This window comes from Streptomyces sp. NPDC040718 (assembly GCF_055593565.1).
Window position 1 is genome coordinate 348580 of sequence record NZ_JBVIXO010000005.1, and the last position, 17696, is coordinate 366275.

Below are 17696 nucleotides of genomic sequence, written 5' to 3' on the forward strand. Positions count from 1 at the left end.
GTCTCCCCCGAGGCCTCACTCCCCCAGCGGCGGCACGGCCCGCAGGCGCGCGCCCTGCTGCTGGGGGAAGTCCGCTCCGCCGCGCACCGGACCGGCCGGCAGGCCCTGCGGGGCCGACAGCACGAGGGTGATCCGGGTGAGGCCCATGCCCTCCAGCATTCGGCTGGATTCCGCCACCATCCGGCACCGCACCAGGCCCCATCCCGGGTCGGGATGGCGCACCGTCCGCACCGCGCCGTCCTGTTCGGCGGCGGCCTCCCCGTGGGTGGTCAGCCAGTGCGGGACCCCGTAGCGGTAGGCCGCCTCCATGAACGGGTCCCGGGCCACCTCCTGGCGGATGCTCCGCAGCCCCTCGTCCTCCGGGGCCTCGGCGAGGGCGGTTGCGAACTGGGCCAACAGCGGTACGCACCAGGCCGGTTCGTGATCCTCCAGCACGGCCGCGGCGTCCGGGTGGAACAGCACGAAGCGCAGGAAGTTGTCGTCCGGCAGGGCCGTCGGGTGGGGGCGGACCGACTGGAACAGCCGGTCGAAGGCCGAGTTGGTGAGGGCCACGTCCCAGCGGTGGTCCACCAGGAAGCTCGGGTAGGGCACGGCCTCCATGAGGGCCGCGTAGTCGACCAGGTAGTCGCGCTGGGCCGGATCCTGGGGCAGCCGGCTCTCCTCGGCCGCGCGCCAGGTGGGCGGCGGGTCCCGGTCGACCATGACCCGGAACAGCCAGAAGCACTGCCGCTCGCTCATCTCCAAGGCCTCGGCCAGGGCGAGGAGTTTGCGGTCCGTCCACTCCTTGACGAGCCCGCGTTCCCAGTTTCCGTACGCGCGCACGCTGATGCGCAACCGCGACGCTACGTCCTCCTGGCTCAGGCCCAGTTCTTCGCGGCGCTGGCGCAAAATCTCCTTGCGCCGCTCCGACCGCACTGCGCCGCGGGGCTCCTCGCCCGCCAGGCGCTCCTCACCGGCTCGGACGAGGCCATCAGACGGGCCCACCGCTGCGAGATGTGGCACCGAGAGCTCCCCCTCCTCAACGGTCTGGATCTTCATTTCCGTGTGGCGATCCTGCTACCGACTTCATTCGAGTGTCAACTATTGTGGCAATTCCAGCCGAGCGACAGCTCATTCCCGCCACAGCTGTGGCAAGTTCTGGCTCTCCCAAAACAAACCGGATAGATTCCTCTAGGCCGACCACGTGCCCACTGACCTCGCGCGATCTAGGAGAACCACTGGTGACAGACGGCTTCCCGGCTCCCGTCGCGGTGGCCAACGCGCCCCTGGCAGCGACCGTCACGCGGGTCGCCGAATTGGCGAACAAAATGGGCCGCGACCCGAACCAGGTCTTCGACCTCCGCCGGCTCTCGGAGGCGTCCGGGGTTCCCACTGATGTGATCAGGACCCTGCTCGACGGGCGACGGGCCGGCGAACCCGACCTCCAGGCACGTTTCCTCCAGCGCCTGGACCTGCTCCGGCGCACCCGGGTCAAACCCAACGGCCGCCGCTACACGCAGCAGGAGATCGCCGACGGCGCCGGGATGTCCCGGCAGCAGGCCGGCGCCCTGATCAACGGCGACCGGCGGCCCACGATGGAGCACTGCGACGCCATCCAGCGGTTCTTCGGGGTGCACGCGGGCTTCCTCACCGCCCATGACGCCGACGCCCTGACGGACGCCCTCCAGCGCACCGAGCAGCAGCTGCTCCAGGACTTCGCCGGGCGCGAGCGGCAGACCGTACCGGCGGAATCGGCTTCGGCGGGCGATCCGCTGGCAAGACTCCTCCAGAACCACGGCGTACGGGGCATCGCCTGGCGCGCCGCCCAACTGCCCAGCGACAAGCACCGGGACAAGGTGACCGAATGGCTGGACATGCTTCTCGAAAGCGTCAAACCGAACGAATCATGACCCAGTCGAAAGTCTGGATCTGATCCTTGAGTCCTGATCCGGATCCGCGCCGACGGGGAGAACGGTGAGCATAGGCAGAGCGCAGCGGCGGTTGTGCGCGGAGCTGGTGTCCGGCATCAAGCTGGCCGCCCCCGTGGAACCGCTGGACCTCTACGCCGCCCTCTGCGAGGGCATGAGCAGACACCGCGGCCGCCCGGTGGAGTTCCGGATGGCCGCGTTCCCGCAGGGGACCGCGAGCGGCCTCTGGCTCGACATGGCGGACCGGGACCTGGTGGTCGTCGAGGAGCGCACGGCCCCCGACCACCAGCTGGTGATCCTGGGCCACGAACTGTGGCACATGAAGGCCGGCCACTGCAGCCACCACGTCGACGGGGCCGCCGTGGCCGCCCGCCTGCTGACCGACGCCGCCGACCTGGGCGAGACGGTCCGCAGCGTCGCCGCCCGGACCCGGGCCGACGTCCAGGAGGAGACGGAGGCCGAGAGCTTCGGGCTCCTCCTGGGCAGCCGCTGCCGCACCTGGCTGGCCGGTTCGGCAGGGCAGCGACCACCGGCCCAGCAGGACGAGCTGGCCGGCCGGATCGAGACCTCGCTCGGCTACCGGGGGCGCAGGAACGACCGTTGAGCGGACCGGACTACTACATCCCGGCGGCCGCGATGGCACTGGCCCTCGTGTGCAAGCTGCCGGCGCTGCGCACCAACGGGCGCGATCCGCTCCTGCGGTCCGTCTTCGTCCTGCTCCTCCTCGGCGGCGCGGTGTTCACCTTCGCCGCCCCTCCCACCATCGCCGCCGTCAACCGCTGGACCGGCGTCCCCAACTTCTCCGCCCCGCTCGTCTACTGCCTGATGACCGCCTTCAGCGCCTCCTGCCTGGTCCTCGTCTTCAACTGGCGCGGCGGCCCGCTGGAGGAGATACGCCGCACCTCGCAGCGGTGGATCGCGGGCTACTCCGTGGTCGTCGCGGCCATCGTCGTCCTGTTCGCCCTCGGTGACGCCCCCGTCGAGCGGCTGCGGGACTTCGACACCTACTACGCGAACACGCCCTACATCCGCCTGATGATCACGGCCTACCTGCTGGCGCACAACGCCGCCGTGCTGATGATGGTGTCGATGTGCTGGCGCTGGTCCCTTCGGGTCCGCGGCTGGCTCCGGGCCGGACTGGTGATCATCGTCGCCGGGTACACCATCAGCCTCGCCTACGACGCGGCCAAGATGTCCGCCGTGGCCGCCCGCTGGCTGGGCCACGACCTGGACTACCTGAGCACCTACCTCGCCCCGCCGCTGGCCTCCTTCGCCGCCCTCGTCAGCTCCGTGGGCTTCGTACTGCCGCTCGTGTGCCAGCGCGTGTCGGACAGCTGGCGCACCTGGAGCACCTACCGCCACCTCGGCGCGCTGTGGCGCGAGGTGCAGAGCACCGCGCCCCGCGGCACGCCCTGCGTGCGGATGTCCTGGTGGTCGCCGGCCGCGATCCGGGTGATCCAGCGGGAGTCCGACATCCACGACGGCTTCCTGCGCCTCGGCCCCGCCTTCGACCGGCGCCACCGCGACAGCGCCTACGAGCGGGCCCGGGCGGCCGGGGCGGACGAGGAGACGGCCCGCGCCGTCGCGGACGCGGCGATGGTGGTGGCCGCCGTACAGGCCGGCGCCGCCGACTCCGAGGGGGCCGGGAACGGCGACGAGGAGCGGGTGCCGCTGCTGGCCGACGGGCCGCGCGACCTCGTACGGATCTCGCACGCCCTGCGGCACTCGCCGCTGGTGGCCGCCGTGCGCCGGCAGGTGGCCCCGGCGGGAGGCTGAACCGCCGGGGCCGGGCGGTCGCGGACGCGGGCGCGTCCGTGGGCGCCGTCGCCGTCGCTCAGCGGGAGGCCGTCACCGACAGGGCCGGGAACAGGTCCTGGAAGGGCCCGGCGGAGTCGGTCCCGTCCCGCCCGTAGGGGGCGTCGAAGCTCCACACCATGAACAGCAGGAACACGATCAGCGCGCTGAACAGCCCGGCCAGCAGCAGCTCGCGCCCCGAACGCCGGATCTGCAGGGTGAAGATCAGCCCGATGGTGACGACGCCGCCGACCACCAGCCCGAACCAGACCACGCTCGGAAGGGTGGACTCGTCGCTCTGCGTGCGCGAGTGCCGGGCGTCGTCGGCGGCGGCGATGTGGTCGAGCAGCGGCTGGTAGGCCTGGGCCTGGAGCTCGTTGGCGGGGCTCTGGTGGGTGACGTCGGTGCGCAGCTTGCCGAGCAGCTGCGCGCCCTCGGCGGAGGCGTCCTGGCCGGAGACCAGCCGCGGCCAGTCCACGCTGACGGTGTGGGCTACGTACGCGTCCACCTCCCCGCGGATCCGGTCGCGGACGGGCCCGGGGTAGACGTCCGCCCGCTGGGTGACCTCGTACAGCGACTGGGCCTCTCGGCGCACGCTGTCCTCGGCCGCGCCGCGCGCCTCCCAGACGCCCGCGATGGCGAGGCCCAGGACGATCGCGTAGACCACGCCGACCATCATCGTCATGTACTCGATGACGTCGGGGGTTTCGCTGGTGTCCTCGTCGTCCGCGACCCGGCGGTGCCGGACCACGGTCATGGCGAGGACGAGGGCGCAGACGAGCGCCATGGCGATGGCCAGGACCAGCCATTCGGACACGAGGGATCTCCCGTTCGTGGATGCGCGGACGCATGGGTGTGTGGATGCGGGTGCGGATGGGGCGGTTGCCCGGGGCCGGGGCCATCAGCTCCGGCTCTTGGAGCGGGGGCGCAGCGCGGCGGCGGCCAGCACGGCCGGGGTGGTCACGACCACCATCAGCATCACGGTGCTCAGGCCGTCCGGGCCGCGCCGCTGCAGTGCCGCGGAGTGGTACGGGCGTACGGGGAACCTGCTCACCCGCTCGACGGCGGCCCCGGCCCCGGGCGGGGCGGGGGCATCGGCCGGGGCCGGCTCCGGTTCTCCGGCCGCCGGAGGCTCCGCCGGCGGAGCCTGGGGCGGCTGCGGCGGCTGCGGCGGCTGCGGCGGACCGCCCGGTGCGGCCGCCCCGGGCGCGGGCTGCTCCGCGAGCCCCGGCGCGTGGCCGGGGTGGTGCACCGTGGGCCGGACGGCGCCGGGCACCGTCACCCGTACGGGCGGCGCCGGCGACGGGCGGCCGGGCCGCGCCACGGGCGGGGGCGGCATGGCGGGCGGCCGCACCCCGGGCGGCTTGGGCGGCCCGGCCGGCACGCACACGTCGACCCGCGCCCCGCGGCCGTGGCCGTCGCCCGCGACCGCCACATGGCCGTGCAGCGGGCAGAGCGCGGCGACCAGCCCCGCCCCGGCGAAGTACTGCCAAGCCGTCACCGCGGTCCTCCCGATCCGGCAGCCGATATGAGGGTTACGGCTGAAGAAACGATCAAGGCCCGGCTTCGGACACGCGCCGGAGAGGTCAAGATCCTTGTGCGAGGGCTCGATTCGAGCCCCGTGCGGAACCCCGGGCCGGGCCGGCGGGCCGTGGGCGCTCACCCCTGCGGCCCACCACGCCGCGGCGGCCGTCGCCCGCCCGGCCGGTCATCGGAGCAGCGGATCCGCGGCCCGGCGGGGCGCGGCAGAGGGAGGGTGGCGCGTGGCAGCGGACGATCGGACCGCCCCCTCGAAGCCGGAACCGGAACCCGAGTCCGGTCCGCAGCCCGGTCCGGAGCCGGAGCCGGAGCCGCCGGCCCCCGCCAAGGGGCTCCGCTTCCCAGCGCCCCGACGATCCTGGCCCTGGCCACGGTCACCGTCTGGCTGCTGGCCTTCCTCGTCCCGGCCGGGCTGTACGACCGGGGCGAAACGGGTGCGCCCGTCGCCGGCACCTACCACCGGGTCGAGGCCTGGCAGGCGGCCAGCGGCTGGATGAACCCCTTGGTCCCCACGACGGCCGTCACCACCGGCGGCGTCGCCCTGGCCAAGGTCGGCTACGACAAGTACCTCCGCTTCGTCTGGCCGCTGCCGGCCATCCTGTCCGTGCTGATCTGCGGCTTCGTGGCGGTGGGCGCGGCGATGTGACGGTCGGTCTTCCCGTCCGCACCGCCGCGCCCGTCCTCAGGCCTCCGCGCGGATGCCCCGGATCACGGCACGCCGCCGCCTGCCGCCCGCGCCGAGGTACTCGACCTCCTGGCCGACGGGCTGCCACATCAGTGCCTGGCCGAGCTCCGAGGAGGGCGAAACGACGTCCTCGTCCGCTGCGGGCAGTTCCGCCACGGCGTACAGCGAACCGTCGTCCTCGCCGTCCAGTTCCAGTGCGAGGAGCGCACCGGGCACGACGACCTCGGGAGCACCGGCGTCGTGGTCCGCCGACACCTGGTCGAGGAAGCCCTGGAGGTAGGCCACCCGGCGCTCCCACCGGTCCCGCCGGTCGTTCTGCGTCTTGCGCAGGAAGACCAGGTTGGCCGCGTCGACCCCGGCGGGCGTCTCGTCCGGCTTGCCCAGTGCGGTGCGCAGGTTCTGCAGTTCGACCAGGACCCGCCGGTAGCAGGCGGGCGGTACCGAGCGTACGGGGAAGGCGCCCTGGCGGAAGGTGAGCGGGCCACCACGCTCATCGGACTGCCGACGGGCAGAGGTGTCGGCCCGCGCCGGGGTCTCCGACGGCTCGGCCGGCGCCGGTCGCTCCGGCTGCTCCGGCCGTGCTGTCGCCGGCTGTTCGCCGGCCGGGGTCCCGGTTGCGGCGGCCGGGTCGGCGTCCTCCGGCCGACCGGTGTCGGTGGGTCCGTCCGGCTGCGGCTCGTCCGCGACGGGTTCGATGCCCAGCCGGGCGAGCTCCTCGCGCAGGGGCGCCATGGCCTGTTCCCGGTCGAGGTGGAAACGGCTGCCGCGGATGCGGACGAAAGTCCAGCCCACCCGCTCCAGGTCGCGCTGGCGCTGTGCGACGACGGAGGCGTCCTCACCCTCTGCGAAGCTGTCGCCGTCGCACTCGACGGCGAGCCGCTGGGTGCCTCCCTCGACCACCAGGTCGATCGCGTGCCGTCCCACGCGGTACTGCGGGCGCACCCGGTAGCCGTCGGAGACGAGCTCCAGGAAGACCCGCTGCTGGAGCAGGTTCTCGAAGGCCTCGTGCCGCTGGTCGGCCGACACCTCTCCGGCGAGGGCGGCCTCCGCCTCCTCGGCGGGCCTGGACAGGTGGTCCAGGTAGTGACGGCGCAGGTCGTTCTCGTGGAACTCCTCGGGCCTCGCGCTGTGGAAGACCCACACCTGGTCCCTGGCCCGGGAGGCGGCCACGTTGATCCGCTGCTCGTAGTTCTTTCCGCTGTAGCCGCCGGGCACCCGCCCGGCGTCCGTCGTCGCCGAGTTCACGCAGGAGATGAACATGACGTCGCGCTCGTCGCCCTGGAATCCCTCGGCGTCGGCCACCCGGATCTGGCGGGCCTCCCGTTCCTCGTACGAGAGCGAGGCGGCCAGCAGGTTCTCCAGCTCCTGGGTGTGCGCCTTGCTGGCCCTCAGGCTGATGACGCCCATGGTGCGGTCCGCGTAGGCCGGGTCCGCACAGCACTCGGCGAGTGCGTCGACCAGGGCCCGGGCCTCCTGCGAGTTGACGAGGCGCGAGTCCTTGCCCACGGCCTCCCCGGTCTCCACGTACACGCGGCGCACCGGGGGCAGCCGGTCCGCGCCGTACTGGCGCAGCGGCAGCAGGTCGTCGTTGTAGCAGAGGTGGTTGGAGAAGCCGATGATCTCGGGCATGCAGCGGAAGTGCTCCTTGAGCATGAGCGTGCCACGGCCCGCCGCCAGTGCCTCGGTGAGGTCGAAGAAGCTGCTCTCCGGGCCGAACAGCCCCTTGCGCGCCGGGTCCAGGCTGGTGAGCAGCTTGTCCTGGAGCTTGAAGTACTCGTCGTGCTTGAGCCCGACGTTGGAGGGGCTGACCTGCTTGCTGTCGCCGACGACCACGATCCGGTCGGCCAGCCAGGTCAACAGCATGGCCTCCAGGCCGGACTGGCTCGCCTCGTCGACGATGACCACGTCGAAGAGGCCGGGCCGGTCCATCGGCACCGTCTCCGCCACCTGGTGCAGGGGCATGATCCAGGCGGGTACCGCGCTCTGCGCCTCGCGCAGCGCGGCCTGCGCGTCGCGGCGGTAGCGGTGCTGGTACTTGCCCTTGATGCGGCGGACGGCGTTCTGGTAGGCCTTCAGCGCGGTGGTCTGATCGCCCGTCAGCATGGCGAGGGAGCCGTTCCACGCGCGGGCGGCGGCCAGCCTGCTCAGCGTGATCCGGATCTCGTCGTCTGCCTCTGCGAGGCCCATGGTGAGCTTGCGTTCGGCTTGGGGGTCGGTCAGCCGTTCCATCCGGTCCCGCCACGCCGACCAGGCCCAGGCCTCGGTGATCCCGGCCAGTCTGGGCTCCCAGCCGGAGTCCGGTTCGCCGGCGGTCGCGACGATGCGCTCGGCCAGCGCCGGGAACGCCTCGCGGACCGCGGTGTACGCCGCGTCGTGCGCGGACCGCAGGCGCGCGGCCTCCCGTACGTCCGCCAGCTGCTCGCACGCCGCACGGTAGGCGGCACGGTCCTGGCCGACCACGGCCTCGCGGGCGGCGGCCAGTGCGGGAGCGGCGCCGGGCCGGTCCGTCCACTGGCGCAGCAGGTCGGCGGCGGTGGAGAGCAGGCGGCGCGGCCCTTCCGCGGCCCGCAGCGTCTCGCCGACCCGCAGCAGGTTGCGTACCGCGGTCTCGGTGGGGAGTTCGTGCCACGGAGCGTGGGCCAGCTCCGGCGCGATGGCCGCGGCGGCGAGGACCTCCGCGCGTGCGGCCACGACCTGGATCAGGGCAGCGAGGCACTCGATCTCCTGGCGCAGACCCGCCAGTCGCGGAGCGTGTCCGGCCCAACCCTGCCGGGGGCGGGACCACTCGGCCTCGAACCGGGCCAGGCGCACTTCGAGCTGGACGCGGGCCAGCACCTTCGCCGCACTGTCGGCGCTGTCGGGGGCGCGCCCGTCCAGCTGCACCTGCTCGACGAAGGTCCCGACGGCCTTGGCGAGTTTGGTGCGGATGCCCAGGGGCCCGCGGAGCTTCTGCCCCTGTTCGAGGCCGTCGTGGAGGGTGGTGGCACGTGCAAGGGCCTCGGCGGGCTCGAACCTCTCGATCCCGGACACCAGGGCCGTGCCGAGCGTGGCAAGGGCCGCCTCCGCCGCCGCCAGCGCCTCGGCGGCCGCGTCGTGGCGGGACCGGACCTCCTGGTCCCGGCCGCTGAGCGCACCGTCCAGAGCGGTACGCGCCCACTCCCCGAGGGGCGCGCACTTCGCGGTGGCGGCCGCTCGGGCCAGGGCGAAGGCGCCGAGGGCGTCACCGAGCCGCCGCTGTTCCGTGTCGGTCAGCACACCGACCAGCTCGTCGTACGCGGCCGCCACGGGCTCGCCGCGTACGGCCTCGTAGGCGTCCTCGGAGGCGCGTACGGCCTCCACGGCCTCCTCGAAGTCACCCGGTGAGGGGAGCTCCGCCGGACCGGGCACCTCGGCCGCCAGCGCCTGCACGGCGGGGGTGTAGGCCCGCGTCGTGTGCATCAGGGTCAGGGCGTCGGCCGAGGTGAGCCGGGGCTGGTCGGCCGGTACCGGCCCGATCCATTCGTGGCGGCCGGTCTCGGCGGCCAGTCGCGCCGCGATCTGCTGGAGGCTGCCGGAGTAGTCGCCGATCTCCGCCTCGAAATGCCGGGTCTCCTGGTCGCGCAGCATTCCGAGCTCGGTGAGCAGGGTCGACTGACGGCTCCGGGCGTTCGCCAGGCGAGCCGTGAGCTGGTCGATCTCGCGCCGGGAAGCCCCGGGGTCGTAGCCCGCGAACCGGCCGAGGATGGTCTGGACGGAGGCTTCCAGCTCCCGCTGCGCGCTGGTTCCGTCCTCGGTGCGGCTGACGCACAGGTCCCGGACGGTTTCGGGGAGCTTGTCCCGCACCACGCGGAGGGCGCGCGGGGTGTGACTGGTGATGAGCACCCTCTTGCCCTGGGCCAGCAGATCCGTGACCAGGTTCGCGATGGTGTGCGTCTTGCCCGTGCCGGGCGGGCCCTGGACGACGACGAGCCGGTTGCCGCGGAGGCGTTCCGCGATGGTGCGCTGCTCCTCGTTGGCGGGCAGCGCGAAGTACAGCTCCGGCCGAGCGCTCTCGGACGGCGGCTGCTCGCCGGCGGCTCGGGCACCCTCCCCGCCGGCTATGTAGCGCAGCAGTTCGGTGGGCTCGGCTCCCCGGTCCACCTGGGCCGCGATCGAGCCCAGCGCTTCGAGGGTGGAGCGTCGGGTCCGCTCGCGCAGGACGAGGGCCGGGGTGAAGCCGACGACGGGCGCGGCGAGGGACTGCGGGGTGACGCGCTCGTCGCCGGAGGAGTAGCGGCCGGCACTGTGCGCGGCGTTCACCCAGCTGCGCAGGGCGGTTTCGAGCTCGTCCAGTTGGCTGGTCTCGGTCGCATCGGAGGCGCGTTCGAGGGCGGCGCGGATCTCCTCGCGCACCAGGCCCTGGACGTGCTGCTCGGCGTCGAGCATGCCCTCCTCCAGCTGGAAGCCCGGGGCACTGGTGTCGGGAGCGGCCAGGAGGGTGCCGGTGCCCGCGTCCAGTCTCAGCACGGCACGGTGGGTGAGCAGGTGCCGCTCGACGCGGGCGCCGTCGGTGGACTGCCAGGTCAGCCGACCGAATCCGATGACCAGTTCGTAGGACTCTCCGAGGTTGGCGGCGTCTTCGTGCATCTTGTGCAGGCGGTCGTACAGCTTGACGCTGGGCTCGATCTCCCGGCGCCGGGCCGCCCAGGGCCGCCAGGCCGCCTCCCAGGCGGCGTACTGCTTCTCGATCTTCTCCCGGTCGGGGTGCGAGTCGAGTTCGAGGTAGACCTTGTCCAGCGCGATGCCGTGGGTGAAGCGCGCCGGGGCGGGTTCGATGCGGCGGCGCAGGTGCGGCGGGTGCTCGGCGGCGAAGTCGCGGATCCGGTCGGCGTCGACCCAGGGCTCCAGCCGCTTGGGCGGCAGCGGGGGTTCCTCACGCTGCGGCCGCCGTACGGTGAGCCAGGCGCCCTCGCCGGACGGTACGGGCCCTTCGAGGACCGAGGCGATGCCGGCGCCGTCCGGCAGGTCGGCGAACCAGACGGTGCCCTGGGCTCCGTCGAGGGTGCGCACGGGCCGGGTGCGGGACTCCTCCGCGGCGGCGAGGAACCGGAAGATCTGTCGGACCTTGTCCTGGTCGGTGGGGGTGGGACCGCCGGTCCGGACCGGGGCGGGGGTCCGCCCGGGCCGGGCGGGGTCCGCAGGGGGCTCGGCGGACACGGCCGGGCCGGGTCTCTCGGTCCGAGGCGCCGGAACGCGCGGGTCCACCGGCGCTACGAGGCCCACCGGAGCTTCGTCATGACGTTTCGACGGCTGGGTCGCAGCCGCCGGAGCGGGCGCCACCGCCGGAACGGCCGTGTCGGGGGCCGCGGCCGGGGCCGTACTGAAGGTGGCGCTCTCGCGGTCGTGGCGGGACAGGAAGCAGACCTCTATGTCGAGAGCGTCGGCCGTCCCGGACGGAATGCTGTAGGCCCAGGTGGCGGAAACGGTTCTGCCCGGTCGCAGAGTGCCCGTCAGGTCCTCGTCGAGGACCGCGGAGTTGTCGTCGAGGACCCTGCGGGCGGCCTTGCCGTTGGCCCCGCACCGGATGACGAGTTCGATCCCGCCCAGGTCGAAGGCGCTCTGGGTGCCGTTGGTGAGCGACACCGTGCAGGAGATCAGATCGTCGCCGGGTCGGTACCCGTAGACGGATCCCGGGTCCGCCGGCTGGTAGGAGTGGACTTCCCCGACCAGGAGGCGCAGTCCGTCGCCGTACTCATGGGTCGAACCGACCGGCTGGATACCGTCGTCGATCGTCTCGACGTCCCTGGAACTCACACATCACCCCATGGAAGCTGCGCGCCGCTGCGCGGCGGGCTGGAAGTCCGCACACCGCCGTCCGCCCGCGCCGGCGCGCCGGGCCTGCGCAACCCCTCCCGGCAGCATGTGAACTCAGTACACGAGGCAGACCCTAGCAGTCCCCTACAAGGGACATTTCGCGCCAGTCCCCGCCCTCGTCCAGGGCGCCGAGGGCGGGATCGCGGCCTCGTGGAGGGAGCTGACGACCACAGCGTCCTGCCGGGGAGGCGTGATGTCGGCCGGCGGCCTCGGCGGCGGATCCGGCCTCGAGCCGTCTCTCAGCGGAGTGCTGACGCCTCACCAGCGAGGACTACGTACGCTGGCACGAGCCGCCCCGCCGCCCAGTACGAGGAGACCCATGCCCCGGCTCGCCATCTCGGAGGAGTTCTTCGACGAGTACGACGGTCTGGAGAAGCACGTCCGCTCCGCGGTCCGCGATGCCGTCCGGATGTTCCAGCAGCTCACCGTCGACCAGTTGCACGCGGGCAAGGGCCTGCACCTGGAGCAGCTGCGGCAGGCACGAGACCCGCGGATCCGAACCATCCGCATCAGCAAGGCCTACCGGGGCGTGGTCCTGGCCCCCGACGACGGCAGTGACACGTTCCTGCTCGTTCGCGTCGCCCACCACGACGACGCCATCGCCTGGGCCCGCAAGCGCGCGTACTCGGTCAACTCCGCCACCGGGGCCCTGGAGGTGCGCAACGTCGCGGCGCTGGAGGACATGCGGCCGTTCTTCGAGCACAAGGCCGAAGCCGCGCCGGCCCGGCTCTTCTCCGGGCATTCCGACAGCGTGCTGCGAAACCTGGGAATCGACGAGCAGACCCTGCGCCTGGCCCGGCTGTGCGTCGACCGGGACGACCTGAGGCTCGTCGCACCCCCCTTGATGCCTCCGGACCAGCACGAAGTGCTGGACCACCTCGCCGAGGGCTTCGGCCCCGACGAGATCTGGGAGCAGCTGATCACCGCCCGCCGACCGACCGCCGCCGCGTCCGGACCGTGGCCGCCGGCCGACCTCGGGGAAGCCATCCGCAGCACGCCGCACCGCATCGTCGACGTGTCCGGACCGCATGAACTCGACCGCGTGCTCGCCGACGACTTCGCCCGGTGGCGCGTCTTCCTCCACCCGGCCCAGCGCAGGACCGCCTACCTGCCGAGCTACTCCGGCCCGGCGCAGGTCACCGGTGGTCCCGGAACCGGCAAGACCGTCGTCGCCCTGCACCGGGTGAGGCACCTGCTGCGCCGCTCCGGGCGCGACACCGACGCGCGGATCCTGCTGGCCACCTACACCAACGCCATGGCCGACGCCCTGAGGCAGAACCTGGCGCTGCTCCTCGGAGAGGCGGACGGCGCCCTGTTGTCCTGCGTCGACGTGACGACGGTCGACTCCCTGGCCTCACGGGTCATCCGGGAGGCACGGGGCCGCGTGCCCAGACCGCTCGGGACCGCCGCGGAGCGCAGCGTGTGGGCTTCGATCCGCAAGCGCCTCGAACTGCCCTGGCCGGAACAGTTCCTCTCGCAGGAGCTCCGCCATGTCGTCCTGGCCCAGGACGTACGCACCCCGGAGGAATACCAGCGGGTCCTGCGCAAGGGACGCGGAACGCCCGTCGGACCGGTACAGCGCGACCAGCTGTGGCGTGCCCTGCGGGAGTTCACGGCGGTCGTCTCCTCCCGGGACACGGCGACCTACCCCCAGCTGTGCGCCCAGGCCGCGGAGCTGCTGGCCACCGAGGGTCCCCGCTACGCGCACGTCGTCGTCGACGAGGCGCAGGACCTGCACCCCAGCCAGTGGCGGGTGCTTCGGGCGAGCGTCGCCCGGGGAGCGGACGACCTGTTCATCGTCGGAGACCCGCACCAGCGCGTCTACGACTCGCGCGTGTCGCTGCGGTCGCTGGGTGTCCACGTCACCGGCCGTTCGACGCGCCTGCGCCTCAACTACCGCAGCACGGAGGAGATCCTGACCTGGTCCACGGCCCTGCTGGACGGCCGGCGCATCGGGCGGCTCGGTGAGGATGACGACGGTACGGCCGACAGCCTCGCCGGGTACCGGTCCGAGCTCCACGGCCGGGCTCCGTCGGCCCGCGGCTGGCCCACCCAGGAGCAGGAACTGACGGCTGTGGTGCAGCAGGTGCGCTCCTGGACCGACGACGACGGGGTGGCCCCGTCCGACATAGCCGTCTGCGCGCGCTTCAACACCCTGGTCGACGCACTGCTCGCCCGGCTCCGGCGGGAGGGGATCCCGGCCGTCGCGGTGAAGGACGCCACGGGACCCGCCGTGAGCGGGGTGCGCGTCGCCACCATGCACGCCATGAAGGGGCTTGAGTTCCGCTGCGTCGCGGTGGCGGGGGTCAACGAGGGGGTGCTGCCGTTTCCCGCGCAGGTCACGCCCCCGCAGGTCGATCCGTTGCAACACCAGGCCGATCTCACCGCCGAGCACTGTCTCCTGTTCGTCGCCTGCACCCGGGCGCGGGACGCGCTCGCGGTCTCGTGGCACGGGTCGCCTTCGCCTCTGCTCACTGCGTTCCTCCCGGACGCGCCGGGCCACACGTAATGGGAGCAGAGGCGAGCCTGCCGGCTGCTGCTGCTGCCGGGCGGGCCGGCGAGGCGCCCGTCGCCGTCTGGCGGGTGGTGCGACAACCGCTGCGGTTCCTGGGGTCGTGGTGGCCCTGGCGGTGCTGGGCGTACCTCGGGAGCGGGTTCCCGCTCGGGTACGGGGTGCTGCTCGCGCTGGTGCTGCTCGTCGGGCTCGGGGTGGTGCTCGCGGTGGCCGGGGTCGGACTGCTGCTGCTGGTCGGCGCCCTCGCGGGGGCGGTGCCGCTCGGGGAGCTGGAGCGGCACCGGCTGCGGTGGGTGGAGCCGGAGCCGGTGGCCGACCCGCACACCTCGCTCGCCGGGGCCGGCCCGGCCGCCTGGCTGCGGACGCGGCTGCGCGAGCGCGCCACCTGGCGGGAGTTCGGGTACGCGGCCCTGCTCGGGGTGGTCTTCGGGGCGGCCGGCTTCGGGCTGCTGTCACTGCTGGCGTTCTCCCTGATGCTGGTGGCCTCCCCCGTCATCGTGTGGGCGCTCGCGCCGGAACCGGTGATGCTCGTGCCCGGCGAGGCGGTGGCCGGACCGGTGGAGGCGCTGGGCGGTACGGCCGTGGGGCTGGCCGGGCTGGTGCTGGCCGCGTACGCGGGCGCGCTGATCGCCGGGGCGCAGGTCAAGTGCGCCCGGCTGCTGCTCGGGCCGCGGGCGGAGGACGACAGGGTGCTGGAGCTGACCCGTTCGCGGGTCCGGCTGGTGGAGGCCTTCGAAGCCGAACGGCGGCGCATCGAGCGGGACCTGCACGACGGGGCCCAGCAGCAGCTGGTGGCCCTCAGCATGACCCTGGGCCTCGCCGAACTGCGTCTGCGGGAGCACCCGGAGGCCGCGGACGCGGCCGCGCTCGTGGGCCGCGGCCGCGAGGAGGCCAGGCTGGCCCTCACCCAACTGCGGGACCTCGTAAGGGGGATCCACCCGCAGGTGCTCACCGACCACGGGCTGGCGGCGGCGGTGGCGGAGGTGGCACTGCGCCATCCCGTTCCGGTCACGGTGGACCTGGAGCTGCCCCGCCTGCCCGAAACCGTCGAGGTCACGGCGTACTTCACCGTCGCCGAGGCATTGGCGAACGCCGCCAAGCACAGCGGCGCCTCGCGGGTCGGCGTCGCCGGTAGGGTCGAGGGCGACCGGCTCACCCTCACCATCACCGACGACGGCCGCGGCGGGGCCGATCCCGGCGCGGGGGCGGGCCTGGCGGGTCTCGCGGACAGGGTGGCGATGTTGCAGGGCAGGCTGACGGTGTCCAGTCCGGTGGGCGGGCCGACCGAACTGAGGGTGGAGGTCCCGTGCTCCGGGTGATCCTGGCCGAGGACTCCGTGCTGCTGCGCGCGGGGCTGACGGAACTGCTGACGCTCGGCGGCCACCGGGTGCTCGCCGCCGTCGGGGACGCCCCCGCCCTGCTGCGGGCCGTGGCGGCCGAGCGGCCCGACGTGGTGGTCACGGACGTGCGGATGCCGCCCGGGCTGCGCGACGAGGGGCTGCGGGCCGCGCTGGAACTGCGTTCCGCGGACCCGTCCCTGCCGGTCCTGGTGCTGTCGCAGTACGTGGCCACGGCGTACGCGACGCAGCTCTTCACCGGCGGTTCGGCCGCCGGGCTGGGCTACCTGCTGAAGGACCGGGTCGGGGAGGTGACCGAGTTCCTCGACGCGCTGCGCCGGGTGCACGACGGGCAGACGGTCATCGACCCGGAGGTGGTCCGCGTCCTGCTGGCGCCGCGGCCGGCGAACGAGCCGCTGGCCCGCCTCACCCCGCGCGAGCGGGAGGTGCTCGCGCTGATGGCGGAGGGGCTCAACAACCAGGCCCTGGCGGCACGGCTGTTCATCACCGAGGCCTCCGTCGTCAAGCACGCGAGCAGCATCTTCTCGAAGCTGGACCTGGACCCGACGGAGGGGAACCGCCGCGTTCTGGCCGTTCTGGCCCATATGCGCGGCACCGCAGCGTCCGCCTAGTGATACGGCTGTGACCTGCGGGTATTCACCCGCGGCCACGCCCTCCCCCGCGGCCCCGGCCGCTCCGGCCGCCACCGTCGACGACCGGCCGATGGCCCCGCTGGGGCCGGGGCGTGGTGGTCGCGCCGGGGCAGTGGTCCGACGGCCGGACCGGCGACGTCCAGAAGCCGGCCGACAGGATGCAGCCGCTCCGGAAGGCGGTCACCGGCCGGGTGATCCGGTACGAGGGAGGCCGCTGACCCCCTCCCGGGAGCGCGCCACGATCCGGGAGGCGGCCGGGCCGGCCGGGGCCGCGGACCGGGCCCAGGCCACCAGCAGCAGCGGCAGCGCCAGGTAGCCGAAGCGGCCCGCCGGGGCCAGCAGGAACGCCAGGGTCAGCCCGAGCGCGAGCCGGTCGGCCGCGGCCACCACCGTGCGCGGCGGGCGCACCAGCAGCGAGAGCGCCACCCCCAGCCCGCCGAGCAGCAGCAGACCCACCGTCAGGTACCAGCCCCACGGCCCGAGTTCCGCCAGCAGGTGCCCCGGCAGCGGGCTGCTCGCCGGGGTCGGCACCTCGGCCCGCCCGGTCGGGAAGGCGAACACCTGCCGCCACAGCTCCCCCGGCTGGAGCAGCAGGCCCGGCACCACCAGGGCCGCCGTCCCCAGCACCGTCACCCCGGCGCAGCGCAGCGCGGCCCGCCCGCCCCGGCAGGCCGCGAGGAGGGCCCACGCCACCGCCACCGCGGGCAGCGCCGTCCACTTGAGGGCGCACGCCGCGGCCAGGGCCGCCCCGGAGGCCGCCGGGCGGCCGGAGGCGGCCGCCGCGAGGGCCAGGCAGCACAGCCCCGCCAGCGGCAGGTCCACCCCGCTCACCGCGAGCGGGAGCGCCACCACCGGCGAAGCCACCAGCGGCGGGAGCAGCGGGGAGGGGGCGGTGCCCAGGAGGCGGCGGCCCGCCCGCATCCCGCCGAAGAGGGCGGCGGCGCACCAGATCCGCGCGTCGCCCAGCAGTCGTACCGCCCACTGGTGCCCGTCGCCGGAGCCGTCGCCGAGCAGGGCGCGCGGGATGCCCAGGAGGGCCGTGCCGGGGAGGTAGGGGGTGTACTCCCCGACCCCGGCGGGCCGGTCCACGTAAGGCCTTCCGGTCTCCAGCAGGAGCCGCCCGGACCGTTCGATGACGCCGACCTCGGACTGCCCCTGTCCGGTGAGCACCAGGTACAGCAGCGGTACGGCCACCGCGCCCAGCAGGGCGGCGGCGAGCGCTTCCCGGCGCCGGCCCAGGGCGGTGGCGGCCGCGGCCGCCAGGTATCCGGCGGCCGCGCACCAGCCCCACAGCCGGTGCGGGGCCAGCGAGGAGAACAGCGGGAAGGACAGCGCCCAGGCGGCCGCGAGCAGCCAGCCGGCGGTCCACCGGACGGTACGGGAACGGGTCATGGACCCATTCCAGCCGCGGGGCCCCGGCCGGGTCTGCACGCC

At 73.8% G+C, this 17696-nt stretch carries 11 protein-coding genes and 1 pseudogene; 7 read left to right on the plus strand and 5 right to left on the minus strand.

Annotated elements, in window-relative coordinates; translation table 11 throughout:
- Window positions 1–15: 15 nt before the first annotated feature.
- Entirely contained in the window at window positions 16–1002 is a 987-nt protein-coding gene (locus ACZ597_RS15775) for an MmyB family transcriptional regulator (RefSeq protein ID WP_471329593.1), read from the minus strand.
- A 218-nt stretch (window positions 1003–1220) separates the two neighbouring features.
- On the opposite strand from ACZ597_RS15775, the gene ACZ597_RS15780 reads away from it, so the two are divergent.
- The 3 genes from ACZ597_RS15780 (at window position 1221) to ACZ597_RS15790 (ending at window position 3683) form a co-directional block, all read left to right on the plus strand.
- Window positions 1221–1889 carry a helix-turn-helix domain-containing protein gene (locus tag ACZ597_RS15780; protein ID WP_471329596.1) on the plus strand — a complete coding sequence of 223 codons (669 nt, stop codon included), beginning with the start codon at window positions 1221–1223 and terminating at the stop codon, window positions 1887–1889.
- Window positions 1890–1953: 64 nt separating this feature from the next.
- Window positions 1954–2511, plus strand: a complete 558-nt coding sequence (locus tag ACZ597_RS15785) for a toxin-antitoxin system, toxin component (protein WP_471329599.1) — start codon at window positions 1954–1956, stop codon at window positions 2509–2511.
- The gene (locus tag ACZ597_RS15790) at window positions 2508–3683 is read left to right on the plus strand and encodes an MAB_1171c family putative transporter (protein WP_471329601.1); all 1176 of its coding nucleotides are present in this window, start codon (window positions 2508–2510) and stop codon (window positions 3681–3683) included. Before ACZ597_RS15785 ends, ACZ597_RS15790 begins: the two co-directional genes overlap by 4 nt.
- 58 nt (window positions 3684–3741) lie before the next feature.
- Here the strand turns inward: ACZ597_RS15790 and ACZ597_RS15795 are convergent, their stop codons facing one another.
- Both ACZ597_RS15795 and ACZ597_RS15800 read right to left on the minus strand, forming a co-directional pair.
- Window positions 3742–4518 carry a bestrophin-like domain gene (locus ACZ597_RS15795; protein ID WP_471329604.1) on the minus strand — a complete coding sequence of 259 codons (777 nt, stop codon included), beginning with the start codon at window positions 4516–4518 and terminating at the stop codon, window positions 3742–3744.
- Window positions 4519–4602: 84 nt separating this feature from the next.
- Window positions 4603–5202 (minus strand): hypothetical protein, encoded by a 600-nt coding sequence (locus ACZ597_RS15800; RefSeq protein WP_471329607.1) that lies wholly within the window; start codon window positions 5200–5202, stop codon window positions 4603–4605.
- 501 nt (window positions 5203–5703) lie between these two features.
- On the opposite strand from ACZ597_RS15800, the pseudogene ACZ597_RS15805 reads away from it, so the two are divergent.
- Window positions 5704–5886, plus strand: a pseudogene (locus ACZ597_RS15805) (YfcC family protein); the annotation flags it as partial.
- Between the two features lie 36 nt (window positions 5887–5922).
- Here ACZ597_RS15805 and ACZ597_RS15810 read toward each other — a convergent pair.
- Window positions 5923–11697: an AAA domain-containing protein gene (locus tag ACZ597_RS15810; RefSeq protein WP_471329610.1), complete on the minus strand. Its 5775-nt coding sequence runs from the start codon at window positions 11695–11697 to the stop codon at window positions 5923–5925.
- A 379-nt stretch (window positions 11698–12076) separates the two neighbouring features.
- Here ACZ597_RS15810 and ACZ597_RS15815 point away from each other — a divergent pair, with 379 nt between their 5' ends.
- The 3 genes from ACZ597_RS15815 to ACZ597_RS15825 are packed head-to-tail and all read left to right on the plus strand — an operon-like array spanning window position 12077 to window position 16241.
- Window positions 12077–14266 carry a UvrD-helicase domain-containing protein gene (locus ACZ597_RS15815; protein ID WP_471329613.1) on the plus strand — a complete coding sequence of 730 codons (2190 nt, stop codon included), beginning with the start codon at window positions 12077–12079 and terminating at the stop codon, window positions 14264–14266.
- Window positions 14266–15591 carry a sensor histidine kinase gene (locus ACZ597_RS15820; protein ID WP_471329616.1) on the plus strand — a complete coding sequence of 442 codons (1326 nt, stop codon included), beginning with the start codon at window positions 14266–14268 and terminating at the stop codon, window positions 15589–15591. Before ACZ597_RS15815 ends, ACZ597_RS15820 begins: the two co-directional genes overlap by 1 nt.
- Entirely contained in the window at window positions 15579–16241 is a 663-nt protein-coding gene (locus ACZ597_RS15825) for a response regulator transcription factor (protein ID WP_471329619.1), read from the plus strand. Before ACZ597_RS15820 ends, ACZ597_RS15825 begins: the two co-directional genes overlap by 13 nt.
- A 201-nt stretch (window positions 16242–16442) precedes the next feature.
- On the opposite strand, the gene ACZ597_RS15830 is transcribed toward ACZ597_RS15825, so the two are convergent.
- Window positions 16443–17654 carry a glycosyltransferase 87 family protein gene (locus ACZ597_RS15830; RefSeq protein ID WP_471329622.1) on the minus strand — a complete coding sequence of 404 codons (1212 nt, stop codon included), beginning with the start codon at window positions 17652–17654 and terminating at the stop codon, window positions 16443–16445.
- Window positions 17655–17696 lie beyond the last annotated feature (42 nt).